Raw genomic sequence first — 17,407 nt, 5'->3', positions numbered from 1 at the left:
CCGGCCCCGCACCCTCACACCGGCGCGCCCCCGCACCCCCCGCACCCCGTGCCCCTCGCACCCACGCCCCCCGCCGCCGCGCGCGCCCCGCGCCCCGACACGCCCGCCGAGGTGAGCAGACGAGTCGCCGCCGATCGGGTCAAGCACGGCGCGCCGTACGGGCCCGGCGACACGCCGGAGGCGTCTGCCGAACGGGCAGGTCAGCGAGGTGGGGTAGTTCCCGAGTGGGCGAACGGGCGGGCGGGGGCAAGCGGCCGGGCGGGTGGGCCGAGCGGGCGTCCCAAGTGGTGGGCACGGCGGATCGGATTGACGGTGGATCACGTCGGGCCGGGTTCATGTGTGCTGACAAGAGGTCAGCTGCCCGGCCGCGACGGAAGGACTCCGACAATGCGATCTGCCCGCATGCTCCTCGCCGCCGCGACGGCCACCGCCGCCCTCGCGATCGCCGCCCCCGGCGCCTACGCCGTCACGGCGGGCGACTGGGACCACGACTCCTCGTCCTCCTCGTCGAGCAGCAAGGAGCACGACGACTCCTCCTCTTCCTACGGCAAGGAGCACGACAAGGACAGCGACCACGACAAGGGTTCGTGGCACGAGAAGCCGAATGGCGGTATGCACACCGGCGGCGGCGCGCTGACGGCCCTCAAGACGGACGACTCCTCGAAGGGCGACAAGAAGTACGACCCGGAGACCTACAAGGACAAGGGGTCCTCGGACTCCGACTCCGGTCACGAGAAGGGCTGGGAGTCCGAGCACGACAAGGGCTCGTGGGGCGACGACCACGGCAAGGACGAGGAGGAGAAGCCGCACGGCGGCGTGCACACCGGTGGCGGCGGGCTCGCCACGCCGGGCGTCACGGCCGGCGGTGTCGCGGTCCTCGGTCTCGGCGCCGCGGGTGCCTACATGCTGCGCCGCAGGAACGCCGGGGGCGGTGTGGCCTGACCATGCCTGACGACATAGCGGCCCGGGCCGCCACCCCACGCTTTCCGTGGCGGCCCGGCCGGCTTCCTCCCGTCACCCCGCCCGGCGCCCCCGCCCCCACCGCCGCCTCCGCCCCGCCCCGCCCCGCCGTCGGCCGAATCCCCCTGCACCACTGGCGCCACCTGTACCCCCTGAACCACCCGCACCACCCGCACCCCTTGCATCGCCCGCCCCCCTGCACCCATACGTACTCCCCCCGCCCAACCCCATGCCCCGATGAGGTGGTCCCCGATGGCAGCCCGGTTGTCCTCTCCCGACGAGACCCGCAACCCCCGGCGCGGCCTGACCTGGATCGTGTGGTGCGCGGGCATCGCGATCGTCCTGGCCACGAGCGTGTTCCGCGGTCACGACGACCCGTCCGGCCCCTCGCACACCTCACGTGCCGCCGCGGCCCCCGCCGCCTCGGCCCCCGCGTCCTCCTCCGCCAGTCCCTCCGCCAAGCACCTCCCCCGGTCCGCGCCGACCCGGCTGCTCATCCCGAAGATCGAGGTGGACGCGCCGTTCACCGAGCTGGCCATCGACGACTCAGGCAGGCTCGAACCACCGCCGGCGAACGACACGAACCTGGTCGGCTGGTACGCCAAGGGCGTCTCCCCGGGTGAACTGGGCGCCGCGATCATCGCCGGGCACGTCGACACGAAGACCTCGGCCGCCGTGTTCGCCGGGCTGAGCGACCTGAAGAAGGGCGACAAGTTCAGCGTCAAGCGGGCCGACGGCCGTACGGCGAACTTCGTCGTGGACAGCTCGGACACCTTCGAGAAGGACAACTTCCCCGACGAGCGCGTCTACGCCGACACCCCCGACGCCCAGGTCCGCCTGATCACCTGCGCCGGCAACTACGACCGTTCCGCCAAGGACTACACCGAGAACCTGGTGGTCTTCGCGCACCTCGTCTGACGCACCCCCGCCGCCGGGGCGCTGCGCGGGCCCCCGGGACGCGTCGACGAGCCGTACGTCAGGAGAGCCGCCGATGGCCAGCCCCGAGCCCGCCCCGCCCAGCCGGCTGCGCGCCTGGATGCTGGAAGGCCTGTCCGACATGGGCAAGGGCACGGGCCGGCAGCTCCCCCGCCCGGCCGAACCCGAGCCCGCCCACCGGGGCCAGCGCTGGTGGCGGGTCATGTGCCTGACCGGCGTCGACTACTTCTCCACCCTCGGCTACCAGCCCGGCATCGCCGCCCTCGCCGCCGGACTGCTCTCCCCCGTGGCGACCGTCGTGCTCATCGTCGTCACCCTCGCGGGCGCCCTGCCCGTCTACCGCCGCGTCGCCGAGGAGAGCCCGCACGGCGAGGGCTCGATCGCGATGCTGGAACGGCTCCTGTCGTTCTGGCAGGGCAAGCTCTTCGTCCTCACCCTGCTCGGCTTCGCCGCCACCGACTTCCTCATCACCATCACCCTGTCGGCGGCCGACGCCTCCACCCACCTGGTGGAGAACCCGCACCTGAACAGCGCCCTGCACGACCGGCAGATGGTCATCACCCTCGCCCTCATCGCCCTGCTCGGCGCGGTCTTCCTCAAGGGCTTCCTGGAGGCGGTCGGCGTCGCCGTGGTGCTCGTCGGCGGCTATCTCGGCCTCAACGTCGTCGTCGCGGTCACCGGCCTGTGGCAGGTCGCCACGCACGGCCACGTCGTCACCGACTGGTCCAGCGCGCTCACCGCCGAGCACGGCAACGTCCTCGCCATGGTCGGCGTCGCCCTGCTCGTCTTCCCGAAACTCGCCCTCGGCCTCTCCGGCTTCGAGACCGGCGTCGCCGTCATGCCGCACGTCGAGGGCGACCCCGGCGACACCGAGGAGCACCCGGCGGGCCGTATCCGCGGCACCCGCAAACTCCTCACCACCGCCGCCGCCGTCATGAGCGTCTTCCTCATCGTGACCAGCTTCATCACCACCGTGCTGATCCCGGAGAAGGAGTTCGAGCCCGGCGGCCAGGCCAACGGCCGCGCCCTCGCCTATCTGGCCCACCACTACCTCGGCAACGCCTTCGGCACCGTCTACGACGCCTCCACCATCGCCATCCTCTGGTTCGCCGGCGCCTCCGCCATGGCCGGGCTCCTCAACCTCATGCCGCGCTACCTCCCCCGCTACGGCATGGCCCCGCACTGGGCGCGCGCCGTCCGCCCCATGGTGATCGTCTTCATCCTGGTCGCGTTCCTCGTCACCTGGATCTTCGACGCGAGCGTCGACGCGCAGGGCAGCGCGTACGCCACCGGTGTGCTCGTCCTGATCAGCTCGGCCGCGATCGCCGTCACCATCGCCGCCCGCAAGGCCCGCCAGAGACACTGGACGGCCGGCTTCGCCGTGATCTCGGCGGTCTTCCTCTACACGACCGTCGTCAACGTCATCGAACGCCCCGACGGCGTGAAGATCGGCGCCTGCTTCATCGCCGGCATCATCCTGGTGTCCTTCCTCTCCCGGCTCGCGCGCTCCTTCGAGCTGCGTGTCACCAGCGTCAGCGTGGACCCGCTGGCCGACCGGTTCGTCCGCGACATCGCCAGCCGCCGTATCCGCTTCGTCGCCAACGAACCCGACAAGCGCGACATCGCCGAGTACCGCGCCAAGGTCGAGCAGATCCGCGCCGAACACGACTTCCCCGCCCAGGAGGACTTCGTCTTCCTGGAGGTGACCGTCCGCGACCCCTCCGAGTTCGAGTCCGTGATGAACGTACGGGGCGAGGTGCTGCACGGCCGCTACCGCGTCCTGACCCTGGAGTCCTCCTCCATCCCCAACGCGCTCGCCGCCCTGCTGCTGCACGTCCGCGACACCACCGGCCGTATCCCGCACATCTACTTCGAGTGGACCGAGGGCAACCCGTTCGCCAACTTCCTGCGGTTCTTCCTCTTCGGCCAGGGCGAGGTCGCGCCCGTCACCCGCGAGGTGCTCCGCGAGGCCGAGCCCGACCCGGCCCGCCGCCCCCGCGTCCACGTCGGCTGACCACCGGCCGGGCCGCGTACCGGGCGGGCCGGCCGACCCGCCCGGTACGGAGTGAGAGGCCGGTAAGAAGCCCCGCCCGGGAGCCGCCCGCCAGGCCGCGCCCGGCCGGCGCTTGGCAGACTGGTCGGGTGCCCCAGACTGTGCTGCTCGCCGAGGACGACCGCGCCATCCGTCACGCCCTGGAACGGGCGCTCACCCTGGAGGGCTACCAGGTGACGGCCGTCGCCGACGGCGTGGAGGCACTGGCCCAGACCCACCGCACCCCGCCGGACGTCCTCGTCCTCGACGTGATGATGCCCGGCATCGACGGCCTCCAGGTCTGCCGCGTACTGCGCGCCGAGGGCGACCGCACGCCGATCCTGATGCTCACCGCGCTGGTCGAGACCGCCGACCGCATCGCCGGCCTCGACGCGGGCGCCGACGACTACGTGGTCAAGCCGTTCGACGTCGAGGAGGTCTTCGCCCGGCTCCGCGCGCTGCTGCGCCGTACCGGGAGCGGCCCCCTCGACGCGAGCGCGGCCCCCGCCCCGCGCGAGGCGCGGGCCGGCGCCGGGCAGATCGCCGTGGCCGGGCTGCGCATGGACGTCCAGGCCCGGCGCGCCTGGCGCGGGCAGCGCGAGCTGGAGCTGACCCGGACCGAGTTCGAACTCCTCGAACTCCTCGTCCGCAACGCCGGCATCGTCCTCGACCACTCCACGATCTACGACCGCATCTGGGGCTACGACTTCGGCCCCGGTTCCAAGAACCTCGCGGTCTACGTCGGCTACCTGCGCCGCAAGCTGGACGAGCCGGGAACGCCCTCCCTGATCCACACCGTCCGGGGCGTCGGCTACGTCCTCCGGGAGGACTGAGTGCCGTCGGCTCCGTCGCCGGAGGGGGGCCCGGCGGAGCCGCCGTCGCCGGGCGGACAGTCCCGTACCGGCGACGCGTGTGGGCCCCGTACCGGCGACGCGTGGGGGCCCCGTACCGGTGACGCGTGGGGGCCCCGCCTCGCCGGGGCGGGGGTGTCCGGCCGGCTGGGGCGGCTGCGGCGGCTGTCCTCCCTGCGGGCCGTCTTCACCGTCTCCTTCGCGGCCGTCGCCGCCGCCGTCACCGTCCTCGTCGGCTTCCTCAGCTACGACGCCGCCGCCCGGCTCGTCCGCGTCGACCAGCAGACCGTCTTCGCCGAGGTCGTCCAGGACCTGCGCGACCAGGTCCGCGCCCACCCGCTGCGCCCCGCGGACTTCGCCACCCCCGACCCCGGTCACAACGGTCCCCTCGACGACATCATCCGGCCCAGCCGCACCGACGTGCAGGTCCTCGGCCCCGGCGGGACGGTGGCCGACCGCGGCAGCCCGCCGCTGCCCGTCGACGGACGGGACCGGGCGGTCGCCGACGACCGCCCGGCGGGAAAACTGGCGCAGCACAAGGACGTCGACGTCGACGGGGACCGCTACCGGCTCGCGACCGTCTCCCTCGGCGGCGGACGCGGCGCGGTCCAGGTGGCCCAGCAGTTCAGCGACACGGAGGACCTGCTGCGGGAACTCCAGCAGCGGACCGTCCTGCTCGTCGGCGCCGTCGTCATCGCCGCCGGGCTCTTCGGCTGGTGGCTCGCGCGGCGCATCACCCGGCGGCTGGTACGGCTCGCCGGGGCCGCCGAGGACGTGGCGCGCACCGGGCGTCTCGGCATCCCGGTGCCGGTCACCGGCTACGACGAGGTGGGCCGGCTCGGCCGCTCCTTCGACCGGATGCTCGGCCGGCTCGCCCAGTCCGAGGAGGACCAGCGCCGCCTGGTCCAGGACGCCGGCCACGAACTCCGTACGCCGCTGACCTCGCTGCGGACCAACATCTCCATGCTCCGCCGGATCGACGAGCTGCCGCCCGACGCGCGCGAGGAACTCGTCGCCGACCTCGCCCTGGAGTCCCGGGAGCTGACCGACCTGGTGAACGAGCTGGTCGCCCTCGCGGCCGGCCAGTCCGACACCGAGCCGGTACGGCGGCTCGACCTCGCCGAACTCGCCGAGGACGCGGTGATCGTCGCGCGCCGGCGCACCGGGCGGGAGATCACCCTCGCCGTCACCGGCGACACCACGGTCGACGGACGGCCGACCGCCCTGCAGCGCGCGGTCTCCAACCTGGTGGAGAACGCGGCGAAGTTCGACCAAGGCGGGACGGCGCCGATCGAGGTGGTGGTGACCGGGCCCCTCGGCGAACCGGCCGGACATCCCGGCCCGGTACGCGTCGAGGTCCTCGACCGGGGCCCCGGCATCGCCGAGGACGACCTCGCACGCGTCTTCGACCGCTTCTACCGCACCGCCGACGCCCGCAGCCTCCCCGGCTCGGGCCTCGGCCTGTCCATCGTCCGCGAGGTGGCCAAGTCCCACGGCGGCACCCCCTTCGCCTACGCCCGCCCGGGCGGCGGCACGGTAATCGGCTTCACGGCAACCGGCCGAGGGCGCGAAAAGCCCAGCCCCTCCCGCGTTTGAGAAGCGAGGGTCCGGGGGGCCGAGCCCCCGGTACGGGAAGGGCAAGGGCGGAGGGAACGAGAAACGCCTACCGCCGCAGCGCCGCGAGCCGCTCCTCGAACGGCACCACCCGGAACCCGCCCGCACGCCCCGCCCCGGCCGCCTGGCCAGGAAGCGCCGGCGACTCTCCGGTGCCACCGGAGGCGTCCGGCACAGGGACACCGGACCCAGCCGGCACCTCCGGACCAGCGGGCGCCGGCCGCCCCGCGAGGCCGGACATCAACACCACCAGCTCCCCCGCAGCCCGCTCGATCCGCTCGGAGAGCCCCTCGGCCCCCCAGTCCTCGGACGCCGCGTACACCCCGGTGGGCACCACCACAGCCCGCAGATAGGCGAACAGAGGCCGCAACGCGTGTTCGAGGACCAGCGAGTGCCGCCCGGTCCCTCCGGTGGCCGCGATCAGCACCGGCTTCCCCGCCAGCGCGTCCTTGTCGAGCACATCGAAGAACGACTTGAACAGCCCGCTGTACGAGGCGGAGAACACCGGCGTGACGACGATCAGCCCGTCCGCCGAGGTCACCGCGTCGATCGCGCCGGCCAGCGCCCGCCCGGGGAACCCGTTGGTGAAGTTGTGCGCGATCTCGACGGCGAGATCCCGCAGCTCGACGACCTGGACGTCGAGGGACCCGGCGGCCCGGCCGGCGGCCGCCGCCGCCAGCCGGTCGGCCAGCAGCCGCGTGGACGACGGAACACTCAGTCCCGCCGAGACGACGACGAGCTTCATGAGACGGTCACCTCTTCCTGGGCGGCGGCCACCCGGGCCGCGTGGGTCGGCGCGTCCGGCACATCGGCCGGCCGCCCCTTGGCGAAGTCCTCGCGCAGCACCGGCACGACCTGCTCCCCGAGGAGGTCGAGCTGCTCCAGGACGGTCTTGAGGGGCAGCCCGGCGTGGTCCATCAGGAAAAGCTGGCGCTGGTAGTCACCGGCGTAGTCGCGGAACGCCAGCGTCTTCTCGATCACCTGCTGCGGCGAGCCGACGGTCAGCGGGGTCTGCTCGGTGAAGTCCTCCAGCGAGGGCCCGTGCCCGTACACCGGCGCGTTGTCGAAGTACGGCCGGAACTCCCGTACCGCGTCCTGCGAGTTGGGCCGCATGAAGACCTGGCCGCCGAGGCCGACGATCGCCTGCTCGGCGGTGCCGTGCCCGTAGTGCGCGTACCGCTCGCGGTACAGCTCGACCATCTTCCTGGTGTGGTCGGCGGGCCAGAAGATGTTGTTGTGGAAGAAGCCGTCGCCGTAGTACGCGGCCTGCTCGGCGATCTCCGGCGAGCGGATGGAGCCGTGCCAGACGAACGGCGGGACCCCGTCCAGCGGGCGCGGCGTCGACGTGAAGGACTGGAGCGGCGTACGGAACTTGCCCTCCCAGGTCACCACGTCCTCGCGCCACAGCCGGTGCAGCAGCGCGTAGTTCTCGACGGCGAGGTTGATGCCCTGCCGGATGTCCTGCCCGAACCAGGGATAGACGGGACCGGTGTTGCCGCGGCCCATCATCAGGTCGACGCGGCCGTCCGCGAGGTGCTGGAGCATCGCGTAGTCCTCGGCGATCTTCACCGGGTCGTTGGTGGTGATCAGCGTCGTGGACGTGGACAGGACGAGCTTCTCGGTCTGCGCGGCGATGTAGCCGAGCAGGGTGGTCGGGGACGACGGGACGAACGGCGGGTTGTGGTGCTCGCCGGTCGCGAAGACGTCGAGGCCGACCTCCTCGGCCTTGCGCGCGATGGCGACCATGGCCTTGATGCGCTCGTGCTCGCTCGGCTCCCGGCCCGTGGTCGGGTCCGGAGTCACATCGCCGACGCTGAAGATCCCGAACTGCATGGTCGCTCACCCTCCAAGTTGTTGACGGTTCAACTATACCCTCGAACCATCACCCCACCCCGGGTATTCCACGACCGCCCCGCACCCCGCCCCCCGGCCCGACACACGCCCCGTCCGCCACCCGGCCCACGCAACCCCTACGGCACGAGGACCAGCCGGCCGCGCAGACCGCCCTCCGCCAGCCGGGCGTGCGCCTTGGCGGCCTCGTCCAGCGGGTAGGTCCGCGCGACGCGCGTCGTCAGCGCTCCCCGGTCGACCAGCGCCACCAGCTCGGCGAGGCGAGCCCCGTCGGCGGCCACCTCCACCGATCCGGTCCGCACACCCCGTACGGAGGCCGGGTGCGCGCCCGGGATGACGCCGACGAAGGCGCCGCCGTCCCGCACCCACTCCAGCGCGTCCGCGCCGACGATCGCCGCGTCCAGCACCGCGTCCACGCTCCCCGGCGCCACCGGGCCCGACACGAAGCGCTCGGCACCCAGGGACCGGACGAGCCGCTCGTCACCCTCCCGGGCGAGGCCGGTCACCACCAGCCCGCGCCCGGCCGCCAGCTCCACGGCGTATCCGCCGACCGCGCCGGCCGCACCCGTCACCAGCAGACTCCGCCCCGCCTCCAGGGCGAGCGCGTCGAGGGCCTGGGCGGCGGTCAGGGCGTTCAGCGGCAGGGTCGCGGCGTGCGCCGGGTCGACCGAGCGGGGCGCGGCGGCCACGGCGTCGACGTCGACCACCACGTACTCGGCGTGCGTACCGACCGCCTTGGCCGTCCCGTACGCCAGCGCCACCACCTCGTCGCCCACGGCCCACCCGGAGGCGACCCCGGCCGCGTCCACCACACCGGCGACGTCCCAGCCGAGGCCGAGCCGCTTGCCGGCGCCTCCGAAGACCCCGGCGCGGACTCCGGCGTCGACGGGATTGACCGCCGCGGCGGCCACCTTGATCCGCACCTGCCGGGCCCCCGGTTCCGGTACCGGCACCTCGGCGATCTCGACGGACTCCGGGCCGCCGAACGTCGTCACCACCGCAGCGCGCATGCCAACTCACCTCATTCTCAGGCCATTTGACCGGGCCTTTCACCCGTTGCGACAACCCTAGGAAGAGTTACTATCCGCCGGTAAGTAGGCACCTGAAGGTGCGTACGCCACCCGGAGGTGAGCGATGGGGACCACGACCGCGGCGCAGCGGCGGCAGCAGGCCCGCGTCGAGTACGACGCGTTCATCAAGAGCTGTCCCACCAACCAGCTTCTCGACCGCATCAGCGACAAGTGGGTCAGCCTGATCGTGAGTGCGCTCGCCGAGGCGCGGGGGGCCATGCGCTACAGCGACCTCGGACGCAAGATCGCCGGGGTCAGTCCCAAGATGCTCACGCAGACTCTGCGGTCGCTGGAGCGCGACGGGATCGTGTCACGGACGGTCACTCCGTCCGTGCCGGTGCGGGTCGACTACGAGCTGACTCCGCTCGGGGTGAATCTGAGCCTGCTGCTCACCGCGGTCAAGGACTGGGCGGAGCAGCACATCGAGGAGGTGGCCGAGGCCCGCGAACGCTACGACGCGTCCACCGACTCCGCGTAGTCACCCCGGCTCCCGCGACTCCCCGGGCGCCGGCTCCTCCCCCGGCGTCCCGCCCCTCCCGGCGCGGTCACCGACCCGACCACCAGCCTTCTTTCGCCCCCTCCGCCCCTACCCGTCCCGCCCCTGGGGCTCCGCCCCGGACCCCGCTCCTCAAACGCCGGAGGGGCTGAAATCTCTGCCCGCACCCGGCATCTGGCATCTGGCATCCGGCGGAAGGGGCCGTTGCCGGTACATCACATGTCCGTCGCTTACGCCCGGATCGAGCAGCCCCCTACGGATGTACCGGCACGGCCGCCCCCGTCCCCGCCCCCGCCCCCGCCCCCGCCCCCTAGAACGCGTAGACATCCCCCGTATCCAACGCCAACACCCGCTGGCGATCATTCGCGTGGTTCCGGTCCACCGACCCCCCGCCCCACACCGTCTCCAACTCCACCGTCACCTCCGACGCGACCTCCCGCAGCCGTACCGTCAGCCGGATCTCCTCCCCCGCCCCGTCCGCCGGCAACGCCCCCGTCCGGCAGACCAGCTCCCGTTCCCCCGAGCGCGCGCACCCCTCCGGCAACCGCTGGGAGTCGCCCAGCGCGGCCGACCACCGCAGCCGCACCGTCGCGTCCTCGACGGGGTCCGGCCCGTGGTTGCGCGGGGTCATCCGGAGGTCGACCCGCCCGGCGGCCATGGACACGACCCCGTGATACGCGAGATCGGCCTCGGGCACCCCCGCCCCCACACCCACGCCCACACCCGCTCCCGGGAGTCCCACCCCTCCCACCAGCACAGCCCCCGCCCCCATCAGACCCACCACACCCTGCATCCACATGGCCATTTCCTCCACCGGCCCGAGACCGTCACGATCATCGGGTCATCAACCCGTCGTCGCGGCGATGTATCCCCCGCCCGGAACCGCCCCCAGACCCCCCGCGCCCCCCGACAACCCGCATGGAAGCCCTCGCACAACCCGCATGGAAGAGTGACCGCATGCTCATCGCCCGCTCGGCCGCCCTCTTCGCCCTCGCCGCCGTCTTCGAGATCGGCGGCGCCTGGCTCGTCTGGCAGGGCGTACGCGAGCACCGCGGCTGGCTGTGGATCGGCGCGGGCGTGATGGCCCTCGGGGTGTACGGCTTCGTGGCCACGCTCCAGCCGGACGGCGAGTTCGGCCGCATCCTGGCCGCGTACGGCGGTGTCTTCGTGGCCGGTTCGATCGCCTGGGGCGTGGTCGCCGACGGCTACCGCCCCGACCGCTGGGACGTCACCGGCGCGCTGATCTGCCTGGCCGGCATGGCCGTGATCATGTACGGCCCCCGCAGCGGCACGTAAGCCCCCACTCCCCCTCACCCCGCCCCCTCAGCGCCCCCACTTATCCTTGCCGGAGACAGAGGAGACCCACCCACCCGGCCAAGCCCCCCCCAGACACCTCAAGCACCACAGACACCGCGAGCACCACAGGCACTGCAGACACCACGAGCACCGCAAGCACCACCAGCCCCGCCCCCGAAGCGCCCCACGCCCACCCCACCCCACCCCCGCCCACGAAGCAGGAGCAGCCGTATGACCCCCGCCGCCGCGTCCCGTATCGCCGTCATCACCGGTGCCAGCAGCGGAATCGGCGCCGCCACGGCCCGGCAGCTCGCCGCGGAGGGCTACCGCGTCGTGATCACCGCGCGCCGCAAGGACCGTATCGAGGCGCTGGCGGAGGAGATCTCCGCGGCGGGCGGCCAGGCGACGGCGTACGCGCTGGACGTCACGGACCGGGCGGCAGTGGACGAGTTCGCGACGGCGTTCAAGACGATCGGCGTGCTGGTGAACAACGCGGGCGGCGCGCTCGGCGCGGACCCGGTCGCGACGGGCGACCCGGCCCAGTGGCGCCAGATGTACGAGACGAACGTCATCGGCACCCTGAACGTGACCCAGGCCCTGCTTCCCGCGCTCACCGCCAGCGGCGACGGCACGGTGGTGGTGCTGTCCTCGACGGCGGGCCACGGCACCTACGAGGGCGGCGGTGGCTACGTCGCCGCCAAGCACGCCGAGCACGTGCTCGCGGAGACGCTGCGCCTGGAGATCGTCGGCACGCCGGTCCGGGTGATCGAGGTGGCGCCCGGCATGGTGAAGACCGACGAGTTCGCGCTGACCCGCTTCGGCGGCGACACCGAGAAGGCCGCGAAGGTCTACGCGGGCGTCGCCCAGCCGCTCACCGCGGACGACGTCGCCGACACCATCACCTGGGCCGTCACCCGCCCGAGCCACGTCAACATCGACCTCCTGGTGGTGCGCCCCCGCGCCCAGGCGTCGAACACCAAGGTCCACAGGGAGCAGTGATGCCGGACCGGGCATCAGACCAGCCGTCCCCCGAGGAGAAGCCGGAGGCGACAGCCGAACAGGCCCGCCTCGCCCTGGAGAAAAAACGCGAACGCTACGTCTGGTACTACCTCGCGTACTTCCTCTTCGGCATCCACATCATCGCCTTCGTCATGATCTACGCGGTCCTCCACGCGAAGTGACCGGCCGCCGGGCGGCTCAGCCCTTCACGCAGATGAACTGCTTCAGCTTGGCCACGACCTCCACGAGGTCGCGCTGCTGTTCCATCACCTGCTCGATCGGCTTGTAGGCGCCGGGGATCTCGTCCACGACGCCGGAGTCCTTGCGGCACTCGACGCCCCGGGTCTGCTCTTCCAGGTCCTTCGTCGAGAAGCGCCGCTTCGCCGCGTTCCGGCTCATGCGCCGGCCCGCCCCGTGGGAGGCGGAGTTGAAGGCCTTCTCGTTGCCGAGGCCCTTCACGATGTACGAGCTGGTGCCCATCGAGCCCGGGATGATCCCGTACTCGCCGGAGCCCGCGCGGATGGCGCCCTTGCGGGTGACGAGCAGGTCCATCCCCTCGTACCGCTCCTCCGCCACGTAGTTGTGGTGGCAGGAGATCTCCGGCTCGAAGACCGGCTTCGCCTTCTTGAACTCCTTGCGGACCACGTCCTTCAGGAGCGCCATCATGATCGTCCGGTTGTTCTTGGCGTACTCCTGGGCCCAGAAAAGGTCGTTGCGGTACGCCGCCATCTGCGGAGTGTCCGCGACGAACACGGCGAGGTCCCGGTCGACCAGGCCCTGGTTGTGCGGGAGCTTCTGGGCCACGCCGATGTGGTGCTCGGCGAGTTCCTTGCCGATGTTCCGGGACCCGGAGTGCAGCACGATCCAGACGAAATCGGACGTATCAACACAAACTTCTACGAAGTGGTTCCCCGAGCCCAGCGTCCCCATCTGCTTCAGTGCCCGCTCCCGGCGGAACCTGACCGCCTCCGCCACCCCGTCGAAGCGCCCCCAGAAGTCGTCCCACCCGGCGGTGGGCAGGGCGTGGAAGGCGTTCGGGGTGACCGGGGAGTCGTGCATGCCGCGGCCGACCGGGATCGCCTGTTCGATGCGGGAGCGCAGGTGGGAGAGGTCGCCCGGGAGGTCGTTGGCCGTCAGTGACGTGCGGACCGCGGACATGCCGCAGCCGATGTCGACGCCCACCGCCGCCGGGCACACCGCGTCCCGCATCGCGATCACGGAGCCGACCGTCGCACCCTTGCCGTAGTGCACGTCCGGCATCACGGCGAGGCCCTTGATCCAGGGCAGGGTCGCCACGTTCTGGAGCTGGCGGAGTGCCACGTCCTCGACCGACGCCGGGTCGGTCCACATGCGGATGGGAACCTTCGCCCCCGGCACCTCTACGTACGACATAACGTCCTCAATCCCCCGGAAAACAACAGAAGTCTTAAATCGCAAAACCGGCGCCTAGGTCGACGTATAGGACAACGGACCGGCGTCCACGGCTGTGCGTGCGATACACATTGTCTCCAGGGGTCGCCCCCGTGCGGCAACCGAATAACCACAGGACACCCGGGCCGAAGCGCCCCGGGGAACCGTCGAGAGGAGCCTGACCGTGCAGCGGAAGGCGTACGTACCCGGCGCCGCCGTGCTCCTCGCGGCCTTGCTGGCGGGGTGCTCCGGCGGTTCGGGCGACGGGGGTTCGCCGAGCGACTCCAAGGGCGGCGACTCCGGTACGACGACCGTGGCGGCCCAGCCGGGCAAGTACCGCACCCTCCCGGAGGCGTGCGGCGCGGTCGACCACAAGACGCTGGACGCGCTCCTGCCGGGGATCGCGCAGCTCACCGACCCGGCGCAGCAGGAGAAGGCGTACGCGGGCGAGGCCGCGCTCACCTATGACACCGACCGGCGTGACGGCTGCCGCTGGAAGGTGGAGTCCGCCGCCGCCACCGACCACCTCTCGGTCAACTTCGAGCGGGTGGTGTCGTACGACAACGCGGTGAGCGACGACAACAAGGCCGAGGAGCTGTACAACTCCCGCCAGACGGAGGCGAACCTCCCCGAGCCCGTCGCCTCCGGAAGCTCCTCCGGAACGGCCTCCGACAGCGCATCCGACAGCGCCTCCGACAGTTCCTCCTCCGAAAGCGCCTCCGCGACCGCCTCCAGCACCCCGACCAGCGGCAGCGGCAGCGGGGACAGTGAGGACGACGGGGACGGCGGCACGCCGGGGCCCTCCCACTCGGGCTCGCCCTCCGGTTCCGGCTCCCCCGCCGAGACGCCCGCCGCGCTCCAGCCCCGCGTCCTCGACGACCTGGGCGACCAGGCCTTCCTGGACGACGCGCTGAGCCCGGGCTCCTCGACCGCCCGGCAGCGCACGGTGACTGTGGTGTTCCGCACGTCGAACGTCATCGTGACCATCGAGTACGCGGAGCAGCCGACCGCTTCCGGGGGCGTCCCCGACAGCGAGGAAATGCAGGACAGGGCCCGGAAACTGGCCGACGTACTGGACGACAAGCTCAACGGCTGACGGCCCGAAGGCCCCCTCGGGCACCCCGGCGCGAACCGCCCGAACGGGAACCGGCCCGGCGGATCACCGCGTACCGTGGCCCCTCGGACCCGACCGGTCGCACCCTCCAGGTGCGGCCGTACCACGAGCGCCACGAGTGAAGGAACCATGCACCGACCAGTACAGCGAGTAGGCCGAGCACCGCGACTCACCCGCATCCTTGTCAGCGCAGCCGCCGTCCCGGCGGTGCTCGTCGCAGCGGGCTGTTCCTCGGACTCGGGCTCGGACTCCGGCTCCGCCGGCGCCCGGCAGAGCGCGAGCGCCACCCCGGACGCGAAGAAGTCCGCGAGCCCGACCTCCGAGGCCGTCCAGCCCGCCAAGTACACGACGCTTCCCCGGCCGTGCTCGGTGCTGTCGAAGAAGACCCTCGGCGAACTGGTCCCCAAGGCCGACAAGTCGGGCAAGAAGGGCCTCTCGGACGACGCGGGGCAGCGCGGCAACTGCAACTGGAGCAGCCTCGACAACAACGGCGTCAAGGGCTCCCAGTTCCGCTGGCTGAACGTGGCACTGCTGCGCTTCGAATCGGACGCGCGCGGCTCGGGCGAGGAGCAGGCACGGGCGTACTTCGGCAAGCAGGTCGCGGGCGCGCGGGCGGTGGAGGGCGCGAAGGGCGCCACCTCGGCTCCGGTCGCCGGGACGGGCGACGAGGCGACGGCCGTGCGCTACGACCTGAAGAAGAAGGAGGGCTCCTTCAAGCAGCAGACGGTCGTGGCCCGGGTGGAGAACGTGGTCGTCACGGTCGACTACAACGGCGCCGGTCTCGCGGGTGAGAAGACCCCGGACTCCGGTGACCTGCTGAAGGCGGCGGAGAAGGCCACGAAGGAGGCCGTCGCGGCGGTGTCCGCGGCCAACAAGGACGGCAAGGGCGACGCGGACGGCAAGGGCGCCGGCGACGGTTCGGGGAGCGCCTCCCCGTCGGACGACCAGTCGGGCGCCCCGTCCGACGGCCCGTCCTCGAAGGCCGCCTCCAAGCCCGGTTCCAAGGCCGCCTCCAAGTCCTCCGCCGGTTCGGACAAGGCGTCGAAGTCGCCGTCCGACGACGGGGCGAAGTCGGCGGCGAAGAAGGACTGACCCGTACGCGGACTGTTCCGGAGGCCCAACCTCCGCTCTGAGCAGGACAGTTGTACGCACGATGACGCGAGCCCGGTCCCCCAGGGACCGGGCTCCCCTCATGCCGAGCACCCGTACGCCGCACACATGTGCCACTCTGTTGCGCGCAACAACACGCAAGGGGAGGGAAGTACAGGTGTCCGCGCCCATACAGCTGACTCGGATGCACAAGATACTCATCGGTGTGGTCGTCGCCGGTGCGGTCGTCATCGCCGGGATCGGCTTCGCGGGTTCGTACGCGGCGGTCCGCGAGCTGGCCCTGAAGAAGGGCTTCGGCAACTTCGCGTACGTCTTCCCCATCGGCATCGACGCGGGCATCTGCGTCCTGCTGGCGCTGGACCTGCTGCTGACCTGGATCCGCATCCCCTTCCCGCTGCTGCGGCAGACGGCGTGGCTGCTGACGGCGGCGACGATCGCGTTCAACGGCGCGGCGGCCTGGCCCGACCCGCTGGGCGTGGGCATGCACGCCGTGATCCCGGTGCTGTTCGTGGTCTCCGTCGAGGCGGCCCGGCACGCGATCGGCCGGATCGCCGACATCACGGCCGACAAGCACATGGAGGGTGTCCGCCTCACCCGCTGGATGCTCTCGCCGGTGCCGACCTTCCTGCTGTGGCGCCGGATGAAGCTGTGGGAGCTGCGCTCCTACGAGCAGGTCATCAAGCTGGAGCAGGAGCGGCTGGTCTACCAGGCCCGGCTGCGCTCCCGCTTCGGCCGCGCCTGGCGCCGCAAGGCCCCGGTGGAGTCCCTGATGCCGCTGCGCCTCGCCCGCTACGGCGTCCCCCTCGCCGAGACGGCCCCCTCCGGCCTGGCCGCCGCGGGCATCGAACCGGCCCTCCTCCCCCCGGCGCCGGCCGTGCGGGTAACGCGCGAGGCCGAGCCGGCGGCCGCCGCCGTGCGGGGCGAGCGGGCGCCGGTCCGCGAGCAGCTTCCCGCCGCCGAGGCGGACCAGCTCCCCGAGGAGCCGGAGGGCTACCCCGAGCCGCCCGAGTCGCAGAGCCCGTGGCTCCAGGCGCGGGACCCCCAGTCCGTCGAGTACCAGGGCGGCTACGACCCGACGTACGACCCGGACGCGGCGGACCGGCAGTGGTACGAGGAGCAGCAGCGGGCCGAGGAGTTCCAGCAGTACGCGGAGCAGCGGGGCGAGCGTTTCCCGCGGTCCGAGCGGTTCCCGCAGGAGGAGCAGTTCGCGCAGGAGGAGCAGTTCGCGCAGGCCGAGCAGTCCGCGCAGGAGGAGCAGTTCGCGCAGGCCGAGCAGTTCCGGCAGTACGAGGAGGAGCAGCGGCGGTTCGAGCAGCAGGCGCTCGCCCGGCAGCGGTACGAGGAGCAGCCCGCGCCGGACCCGTCCCCGGAGGACACCGGCACCTTCCCGATCCCGGCCGGTCCGGGCCGTACCCGGGAGATGGGCGCCGGCGGCGGCTCGGAGCCCACGGAGGACGACTACTACCTGGTCTTCAAGAAGTCGATAGACGGCAGCTACCCGACCTCGGGCCAGTTCAGGGGCAATGTGGAGGCCACGTACGGCATCATGCTCCCGCAGCGCGAGGCCGACCGGATGGTGGCCCGCTTCACCAACCGCCACACGGCGGAGCTGCAGGAGGACCACATCGCGTAGCCGCGCCACGGCTTACGTGGAAGGGGGGGCGCCCG

General features: G+C 72.2%; 17 protein-coding genes. 12 read left to right on the top strand and 5 right to left on the bottom strand.

The features are described from left to right. Positions 1–387 precede the first annotated feature (387 nt). The 5 genes from AB0912_RS27455 (at position 388) to AB0912_RS27435 (ending at position 6,375) form a co-directional block, all read left to right on the top strand. Complete coding sequence (locus AB0912_RS27455) at positions 388–942, top strand: hypothetical protein (protein ID WP_366704334.1); 555 nt, start codon at positions 388–390, stop codon at positions 940–942. A 270-nt stretch (positions 943–1,212) separates the two neighbouring features. Beyond that, positions 1,213–1,878 carry a class F sortase gene (locus AB0912_RS27450; protein WP_366704332.1) on the top strand — a complete coding sequence of 222 codons (666 nt, stop codon included), beginning with the start codon at positions 1,213–1,215 and terminating at the stop codon, positions 1,876–1,878. 73 nt (positions 1,879–1,951) lie between these two features. Beyond that, entirely contained in the window at positions 1,952–3,910 is a 1,959-nt protein-coding gene (locus tag AB0912_RS27445) for an amino acid transporter (RefSeq protein ID WP_366704330.1), read from the top strand. A gap of 140 nt (positions 3,911–4,050) precedes the next feature. Next, positions 4,051–4,761 (top strand): response regulator transcription factor, encoded by a 711-nt coding sequence (locus tag AB0912_RS27440; protein ID WP_366704342.1) that lies wholly within the window; start codon positions 4,051–4,053, stop codon positions 4,759–4,761. A 153-nt stretch (positions 4,762–4,914) separates the two neighbouring features. After that, positions 4,915–6,375, top strand: coding sequence for a HAMP domain-containing sensor histidine kinase (locus tag AB0912_RS27435; protein ID WP_366704328.1), 1,461 nt, complete (start codon positions 4,915–4,917; stop codon positions 6,373–6,375). A gap of 67 nt (positions 6,376–6,442) precedes the next feature. Here AB0912_RS27435 and AB0912_RS27430 read toward each other — a convergent pair whose 3' ends face one another. The 3 genes from AB0912_RS27430 to AB0912_RS27420 all read right to left on the bottom strand — a co-directional run bounded on the left by AB0912_RS27430 (position 6,443) and on the right by AB0912_RS27420 (position 9,254). After that, positions 6,443–7,138 (bottom strand): CE1759 family FMN reductase, encoded by a 696-nt coding sequence (locus AB0912_RS27430; RefSeq protein ID WP_366704326.1) that lies wholly within the window; start codon positions 7,136–7,138, stop codon positions 6,443–6,445. After that, entirely contained in the window at positions 7,135–8,226 is a 1,092-nt protein-coding gene (locus AB0912_RS27425; RefSeq protein ID WP_366704324.1) for an LLM class flavin-dependent oxidoreductase, read from the bottom strand. The genes AB0912_RS27430 and AB0912_RS27425 overlap by 4 nt, the downstream gene beginning before the upstream one ends. 137 nt (positions 8,227–8,363) lie before the next feature. Further along, positions 8,364–9,254 carry an NADP-dependent oxidoreductase gene (locus tag AB0912_RS27420; protein ID WP_366704322.1) on the bottom strand — a complete coding sequence of 297 codons (891 nt, stop codon included), beginning with the start codon at positions 9,252–9,254 and terminating at the stop codon, positions 8,364–8,366. A gap of 124 nt (positions 9,255–9,378) precedes the next feature. Here AB0912_RS27420 and AB0912_RS27415 point away from each other — a divergent pair, with 124 nt between their 5' ends. After that, on the top strand, positions 9,379–9,792 hold the full coding sequence (locus tag AB0912_RS27415; RefSeq protein WP_366704320.1) for a helix-turn-helix domain-containing protein: 414 nt from the start codon (positions 9,379–9,381) through the stop codon (positions 9,790–9,792). A 328-nt stretch (positions 9,793–10,120) separates the two neighbouring features. On the opposite strand, the gene AB0912_RS27410 is transcribed toward AB0912_RS27415, so the two are convergent. After that, complete coding sequence (locus tag AB0912_RS27410; protein WP_366704340.1) at positions 10,121–10,603, bottom strand: hypothetical protein; 483 nt, start codon at positions 10,601–10,603, stop codon at positions 10,121–10,123. Positions 10,604–10,767: 164 nt separating this feature from the next. Between AB0912_RS27410 and AB0912_RS27405 the strand changes: the two genes are divergently transcribed. The 3 genes from AB0912_RS27405 to AB0912_RS27395 all read left to right on the top strand — a co-directional run bounded on the left by AB0912_RS27405 (position 10,768) and on the right by AB0912_RS27395 (position 12,287). After that, a complete protein-coding gene (locus tag AB0912_RS27405) occupies positions 10,768–11,106 on the top strand; it encodes a YnfA family protein (protein WP_366704318.1) in 339 nt (112 codons plus the stop codon). Positions 11,107–11,337: 231 nt separating this feature from the next. Further along, complete coding sequence (locus AB0912_RS27400; RefSeq protein ID WP_366704316.1) at positions 11,338–12,105, top strand: SDR family NAD(P)-dependent oxidoreductase; 768 nt, start codon at positions 11,338–11,340, stop codon at positions 12,103–12,105. Further along, positions 12,105–12,287: a hypothetical protein gene (locus tag AB0912_RS27395; protein ID WP_366704314.1), complete on the top strand. Its 183-nt coding sequence runs from the start codon at positions 12,105–12,107 to the stop codon at positions 12,285–12,287. The genes AB0912_RS27400 and AB0912_RS27395 overlap by 1 nt, the downstream gene beginning before the upstream one ends. 16 nt (positions 12,288–12,303) lie before the next feature. On the opposite strand, the gene AB0912_RS27390 is transcribed toward AB0912_RS27395, so the two are convergent. Then, on the bottom strand, positions 12,304–13,497 hold the full coding sequence (locus AB0912_RS27390; protein WP_366704312.1) for an RtcB family protein: 1,194 nt from the start codon (positions 13,495–13,497) through the stop codon (positions 12,304–12,306). 202 nt (positions 13,498–13,699) lie between these two features. On the opposite strand from AB0912_RS27390, the gene AB0912_RS27385 reads away from it, so the two are divergent. The 3 genes from AB0912_RS27385 to AB0912_RS27375 all read left to right on the top strand — a co-directional run bounded on the left by AB0912_RS27385 (position 13,700) and on the right by AB0912_RS27375 (position 17,372). Beyond that, on the top strand, positions 13,700–14,611 hold the full coding sequence (locus AB0912_RS27385) for a DUF3558 domain-containing protein (RefSeq protein WP_366704310.1): 912 nt from the start codon (positions 13,700–13,702) through the stop codon (positions 14,609–14,611). Positions 14,612–14,758: 147 nt separating this feature from the next. After that, positions 14,759–15,721 carry a DUF3558 domain-containing protein gene (locus tag AB0912_RS27380; RefSeq protein WP_366704308.1) on the top strand — a complete coding sequence of 321 codons (963 nt, stop codon included), beginning with the start codon at positions 14,759–14,761 and terminating at the stop codon, positions 15,719–15,721. A gap of 202 nt (positions 15,722–15,923) precedes the next feature. Then, a complete protein-coding gene (locus tag AB0912_RS27375) occupies positions 15,924–17,372 on the top strand; it encodes a DUF2637 domain-containing protein (protein ID WP_366704306.1) in 1,449 nt (482 codons plus the stop codon). The last annotated feature ends 35 nt before the right edge of the window (positions 17,373–17,407 follow it).

Source organism: Streptomyces sp. NPDC007084, from assembly GCF_040703595.1.
Classification (GTDB): domain Bacteria; phylum Actinomycetota; class Actinomycetes; order Streptomycetales; family Streptomycetaceae; genus Streptomyces.
Note: the sequence above shows the minus strand (reverse complement) of the source record. Positions and strands in the feature narration are given on the sequence as shown.

Coding starts and splice junctions, on each gene's coding strand:
- AB0912_RS27400 (WP_366704316.1), top strand. CDS start 11,338: ATGACCCCCGCCGCCGCGTCCCGTATCGCCGTCATCACCGGTGCCAGC.
- AB0912_RS27420 (WP_366704322.1), bottom strand. CDS start 9,254: ATGCGCGCTGCGGTGGTGACGACGTTCGGCGGCCCGGAGTCCGTCGAG.
- AB0912_RS27380 (WP_366704308.1), top strand. CDS start 14,759: ATGCACCGACCAGTACAGCGAGTAGGCCGAGCACCGCGACTCACCCGC.
- AB0912_RS27415 (WP_366704320.1), top strand. CDS start 9,379: ATGGGGACCACGACCGCGGCGCAGCGGCGGCAGCAGGCCCGCGTCGAG.
- AB0912_RS27410 (WP_366704340.1), bottom strand. CDS start 10,603: ATGCAGGGTGTGGTGGGTCTGATGGGGGCGGGGGCTGTGCTGGTGGGA.
- AB0912_RS27405 (WP_366704318.1), top strand. CDS start 10,768: ATGCTCATCGCCCGCTCGGCCGCCCTCTTCGCCCTCGCCGCCGTCTTC.
- AB0912_RS27450 (WP_366704332.1), top strand. CDS start 1,213: ATGGCAGCCCGGTTGTCCTCTCCCGACGAGACCCGCAACCCCCGGCGC.
- AB0912_RS27375 (WP_366704306.1), top strand. CDS start 15,924: ATGCACAAGATACTCATCGGTGTGGTCGTCGCCGGTGCGGTCGTCATC.
- AB0912_RS27455 (WP_366704334.1), top strand. CDS start 388: ATGCGATCTGCCCGCATGCTCCTCGCCGCCGCGACGGCCACCGCCGCC.
- AB0912_RS27395 (WP_366704314.1), top strand. CDS start 12,105: ATGCCGGACCGGGCATCAGACCAGCCGTCCCCCGAGGAGAAGCCGGAG.
- AB0912_RS27390 (WP_366704312.1), bottom strand. CDS start 13,497: ATGTCGTACGTAGAGGTGCCGGGGGCGAAGGTTCCCATCCGCATGTGG.
- AB0912_RS27425 (WP_366704324.1), bottom strand. CDS start 8,226: ATGCAGTTCGGGATCTTCAGCGTCGGCGATGTGACTCCGGACCCGACC.
- AB0912_RS27430 (WP_366704326.1), bottom strand. CDS start 7,138: ATGAAGCTCGTCGTCGTCTCGGCGGGACTGAGTGTTCCGTCGTCCACG.
- AB0912_RS27445 (WP_366704330.1), top strand. CDS start 1,952: ATGGCCAGCCCCGAGCCCGCCCCGCCCAGCCGGCTGCGCGCCTGGATG.